This window comes from Acutalibacter intestini (genome assembly GCF_034334985.1).
In the GTDB taxonomy this organism is placed as follows: domain Bacteria; phylum Bacillota; class Clostridia; order Oscillospirales; family Acutalibacteraceae; genus Acutalibacter; species Acutalibacter intestini.
The window spans coordinates 1-4,727 of the sequence record NZ_JAWXXL010000078.1; the positions used below are offsets into that span (position 1 = coordinate 1).

Genomic DNA, 4,727 nt, shown 5'->3' on the forward strand with positions numbered 1-4,727 from the left:
GCCGCTACCAATATCATCCTGCCGCTCACCTCCATCCTGTTGGCCCTGGGCATGATGATCGGTGACGGAACGGCGTCTTACATGAGTCTGAATCTGGGAAAGGGCTGTAACGAGGACGCGGCGCAAGGTGTGGGGAATGCAGTTACTTTGACGGTTGGCGTCAGTGTGTTTCTGCTGGTTCTCTTTGAGCTGTTTTTGGAGCCGCTCTGCCATCTGTTCGGGGCCACGGAGGGAAATCTGCCCTATGCGCTGGAATACGGGAGCATCATCGTGCTTGGTTTCCCCTTTGCCATGATCGACGGCGCGTTCGGCAGCATCATCCGGGCGGATGGCCGACCGAAGGTGAGCATGGTCGGTCTGCTGATCGGCTGTATCACCAACATCATTCTGGACCCCATCTTCATCTTTGTGTGCCATTGGGGGGCAAGGGCGCGGCCTGGGCCACCATCATCGGCCAGATTTTGAACGCCGTCTACTTTGTTGCGTGTATGCTGCGCTTTAAGACCATTGAGATAAAAAAGCAGCACATGATCCCGAAGTGGAGCGTTATCAAACGGATTTTGACCCTTGGCACATCCAGCTTTATTTCTCAGGTCGCCTCGGTATTTGTCATTGCGGTCATGAACAATTCCCTGGTGAAATACGGGGCCATGTCCAAGTACGGAGCCGACATCCCTCTGGCAGCGCTGGGCATCACCATGAAAGTCAGCCAACTGATCACCGGCATCGCCTTGGGTATTGCCACCGGCATCCAGCCTATTTTTGGATTCAACTACGGCAGCGGCCAGTACGACCGGGTGAAGAAAACCTACAAGCTAGCCCTGACGAGCTGCACCTTGATTTTGGTGGCGGCCTTCTTCATCTTCCAATTCTGTCCGGAGTATATCATCAACCTGTTTGGGCAGGAGTCGGACCTGTACATGGAGTTTGCGGTGAAGTGCTTCCGGGTGTATCTGCTGGCCTGCTTCATGATCGGCGCGGGCGCTGTGACCGGCATCTTCTTTCAAGCCATCGGAAAGCCTGTTCCCGCCGCGCTGCTCTCCCTGTCCCGGCAGATCATTTTCCTGATTCCCGCTATGCTGCTCTTTGGATACCTGTGGGGCGTGGAGGGTATCCTGTGGGCCGGGCCTGTTGGCGATGGACTGTCCGGCGTGATCTCTTTGATCACTTTAGGCGCTTTCTGGAAAAAGATTTTCAATAAAGAGGTGGCGGAAAAATGAAAAAATGTGTGATTACCATCAGCCGTCAGTGCGGCAGCGGGGGCCATACCATTGGAAAAACTGTGGCGGAACGGCTGGGCGTTCCCTTCTACGACAAAAAGCTGGTGCAGATCGTGGCGGAACGCAGCGGGCTGTCCGCCGAGACGGTGGGTTGGGAGGGGGAATACTCCTCCGCCAGCAGCCTGTTCACCAGCGTTTCATCGCGGGGCTACTCGGCCTATAACGCCAATCAGAGAGGGAATATGGCCCTGCCGGATCAGATCAACGCCTATCAGACCGAGCTCATCAAGGAACTGGCGGAGAAGGAGTCCTGCGTCATCGTAGGGCGGTGCGCCGACTACATCCTGCAAGGGCGGGAGGACTGCTTCCGCGTTTTTATCACCGGCGCACTGCCTGACCGGGCCAACCGTGTCATCGCAGAGCATGGGGTTGCCCTTGACGCTGCCAGAAGCCATGTGAAGGAACGGGACAGAAAGCGTTCCAGCTACTACAGGCATATCACCGATCAGGCGTGGGGGATGGCGGCAAATTATGACCTCTGTCTGAACAGCAGCAAGCTGGGGATCGACCGCTGTGTGGAATTGATTCTTGCATCAGTCGGTATGGGGACGGACCATGTATGAGGAAGGGGAACGCCAGCGCAGTGTGCTTTTTCGCATCTGCAAAGACGGTGATCTTTATTCCATTCCCATTCAATGTATTACATGGGTAGAACCTCTGGTAGGAAGGCAAACCGCAGTAAAAATCCAAGGTAATGCAGAGAATGAACAGTATATGCTCTTTTTCGACATCTTGGGCAGCGGTAAACTTCTGACGCTGGAGAAAAACACTATCCCCATCGTGGCAAATGGAGAGTGCCTCGTCAATGTTTCGATTGAAGCGAAACACCCTATGTTCTATTTTGCGAGGTACAACCCGCAGACCGTCATGAACAAACCAACGATTACTAATGTAACCCTGCCGAGCAGAGCAAAACTGTTCAAAGAGTCTGTATGCTACGCCAGTACCCAGGGCCTCTGGTCCGTTTTTGTAGGGACCGGCTTGCTGTTTGGCGAATCTGTGGCGGATGGCTCCTGGGGCTATCTTGATACCCAGCAGACAACTGGGGCCATCACGCGGTTTCAGCGTCTGCTGGCCGAATGCCGCGCCGGGAACATCGACCTCTCATCACCAAGTCGATCTCCCGGTTTGCCCGGAACACGGTGGTGCTGCTCCAGACCGTCCGGGAGCTGAAAGCTATGGGGTGGATGTGTACTATGAGGAGCAGAACATCCACTCCATGAGCACGGATGGGAAACTGATGCTCACCATTTTGGCGTCCTACGCCCAGGAGGAGAGCCTCTCCGCCAGCGAGAACCAGAAGTGGCGCATCAAGAAAAACTTCGAGGATGGCAAGCCCTGGTCGGGACAGATTTTGAGGTATCGGTACGAAAACGGCGTTTACATCGTCAAGCCGGATGAGGCAGAGATCGTGCGGGAGATTTTCGCCGATTACCTCTCCGGCATGGGCGTTGAGGCCATTATGAAAAAGCTGAACGCCGAGGGCAGGACTACTCGTAACGGACATCTCTGGGGGCGCTCCTGTGTGCGGAAGGTGCTGGGCAATTACTCCTACACCGGCAGCCTGCTCCTCCAGACCACATTCCGGGAGAACCACATCACGAAAAAGGCGCTCCCCAACCGTGGTGAGCTGCCCATGTACCATGCGGAGAACACATATGAGGCCATCGTCAGCATGGAAGACTACCAAGCGGTGCAGGCGGGAGTAAGCCCTTCTTCCGTGAAAAAATATTTCGCCATGATTTATGGCTGCCCCATATCGGAATATATCAGGCGAAAGCGGATGGAATACGCCTGTGCCCTGCTTAAGGACACGGACCAGAGCAGGGCGGATATTGCGGAGCAGACCGGTTATGCGCACCAGGGAAAGTTTGGCGCAGCTTTCAAAAAGTGTATGGGGCAGTCACCGCTTGAGTACGGGGTAACCGCATATGGAAACAGGAAACAAATACAGGAGAAAAGGGACAATGAGAGATTTATAGGGCGCAAAGGGTTCGGTTAAGCATAAGGCATTTCACCCATAAATTTACGCAAGGAGTAAAGCCAATAATCAAATCAATTAATCAATTAACAGCAATGATATATGGAAGAATATCCTGATTTTGTCCAGACCTGCGGACTGGGAAGCGTTACGGGAATAGGCGGGGCCAACTGCCGCCACAGCTATTGGCCATTTATTGAAGGGGTAAGCCAGCGCACTTACACGGACGAAGAGCTGGAGGAGATCGACCCGCCGCCCTTTTCGTTTGAGGGCAAAACCTACACCCAGTACGAGGCCACCCAGAAGCAGCGGCAGATCGAGCGGACCATCCGCCGGCTGAAGCGGGAGCGGGCGGCATACCGGGCGGCGGGATTGAAGGGAGAGGAAACAGCGGCTTCGGCCCGCATCCGGCGGCTGGATGAAGAGTATCGGGCGTTCAGTAAGGCGGCAGGCCTGCCACAGCAGCGGGAAAGGATGAATGTGGCGTATACATACGACGCCCGTGCCACGGCCAAAGCGGAGGTCGCGAAGGTTAGGCATGAGTCAGAAGCGGAAGCCGTGAAATCCAAGCATGAGGCAGAAGCATCTATAAGAGAAGCCATCCGCCAGGGGGACTACCCGCTGAACATCAACCCGGAAAAGCAAGCCCGACATATGGCGGGCACGGCAACGCCGGGGCGCAGCGTGATTACTATTTCCCAGGAAGAATTGCAAGAGATCATCTATATGCAGGCAGGGCATGGAAAGATACACTTGGATAAAAATGGAAACTGGGATAAAAAAGAACTAATCAATGCAAAAAGAGAAATCGGCTATACAATCAACCGAGATTTTGATATAATAAAAACAACCAAGGCAAAAATTCATTATAGTAAAACGGGTGTCCATGTCGTTCCGTATTCTGGGAGGTAATAGTTGTGAAGATACAAAATCCTGATATTTATATTGGAAAGATAATTAAGGTGTATTTTTTGGATAAGAGTAAACCAATCATTGGAGAATATGATGGTTATACACCTGAATATGATGATCCAGAAAACAGAGCAAATATTGGGGTGACTCTTGTTGGAGAGACAACTTGGGGGTACGAATTGTATGAGGACGAAATCGAGCGCATAGAAATCCTAGGAAATATAAAATAGGAGGCAGCTATGGACACACTACAAATCGCGTATAAAATTCTGTACAGCCTGGAGCACAAAGAAAAGGCGGAGTATATGGGGGCGCTGATCGGCCCCGAAAAGCTGGGCGTGCCAAAGGAGAAATGGCTGGAAGTGGTCCGCCTGATGATGGAAGAAAGATACATCGCCGGGGTGGCGATTCAAAGAGATATCGTAGGCGGCTGGCTGGTGGATATCAAAAATATTCATATTACATTAAAGGGCGCGGAATACTTAAGGGACAACAGCGCTATGCGGAAATTTTCAAGGATTTCCACGGATGTAATCAGCATCATAAAGCCATGA

General features: G+C 52.7%; 8 protein-coding genes. All 8 read left to right on the forward strand.

Features of this window, described 5'->3' with window-relative positions:
• Positions 1-465: MATE family efflux transporter (locus U8U68_RS21405; RefSeq protein ID WP_322204420.1), on the forward strand; the 465-nt coding region annotated here is incomplete at its 5' end.
• Positions 411-1,220, forward strand: coding sequence for an MATE family efflux transporter (locus U8U68_RS21410; RefSeq protein ID WP_322204422.1), 810 nt, complete (start codon positions 411-413; stop codon positions 1,218-1,220). The genes U8U68_RS21405 and U8U68_RS21410, both read left to right, overlap by 55 nt.
• Positions 1,217-1,843 (forward strand): cytidylate kinase-like family protein, encoded by a 627-nt coding sequence (locus U8U68_RS21415; protein WP_322204423.1) that lies wholly within the window; start codon positions 1,217-1,219, stop codon positions 1,841-1,843. The genes U8U68_RS21410 and U8U68_RS21415 overlap by 4 nt, the downstream gene beginning before the upstream one ends.
• Entirely contained in the window at positions 1,836-2,453 is a 618-nt protein-coding gene (locus U8U68_RS21420) for a hypothetical protein (protein ID WP_322204425.1), read from the forward strand. The genes U8U68_RS21415 and U8U68_RS21420 overlap by 8 nt, the downstream gene beginning before the upstream one ends.
• Positions 2,454-2,463: 10 nt before the next feature.
• Positions 2,464-3,282 carry a recombinase family protein gene (locus U8U68_RS21425; protein ID WP_322204427.1) on the forward strand — a complete coding sequence of 273 codons (819 nt, stop codon included), beginning with the start codon at positions 2,464-2,466 and terminating at the stop codon, positions 3,280-3,282.
• An 81-nt stretch (positions 3,283-3,363) separates the two neighbouring features.
• On the forward strand, positions 3,364-4,173 hold the full coding sequence (locus U8U68_RS21430) for a phage minor capsid protein (RefSeq protein WP_322204429.1): 810 nt from the start codon (positions 3,364-3,366) through the stop codon (positions 4,171-4,173).
• 5 nt (positions 4,174-4,178) lie between these two features.
• The gene (locus U8U68_RS21435; protein WP_322204431.1) at positions 4,179-4,403 is read left to right on the forward strand and encodes a hypothetical protein; all 225 of its coding nucleotides are present in this window, start codon (positions 4,179-4,181) and stop codon (positions 4,401-4,403) included.
• A 9-nt stretch (positions 4,404-4,412) separates the two neighbouring features.
• Positions 4,413-4,727: a YjcQ family protein gene (locus U8U68_RS21440; RefSeq protein WP_322204433.1), complete on the forward strand. Its 315-nt coding sequence runs from the start codon at positions 4,413-4,415 to the stop codon at positions 4,725-4,727.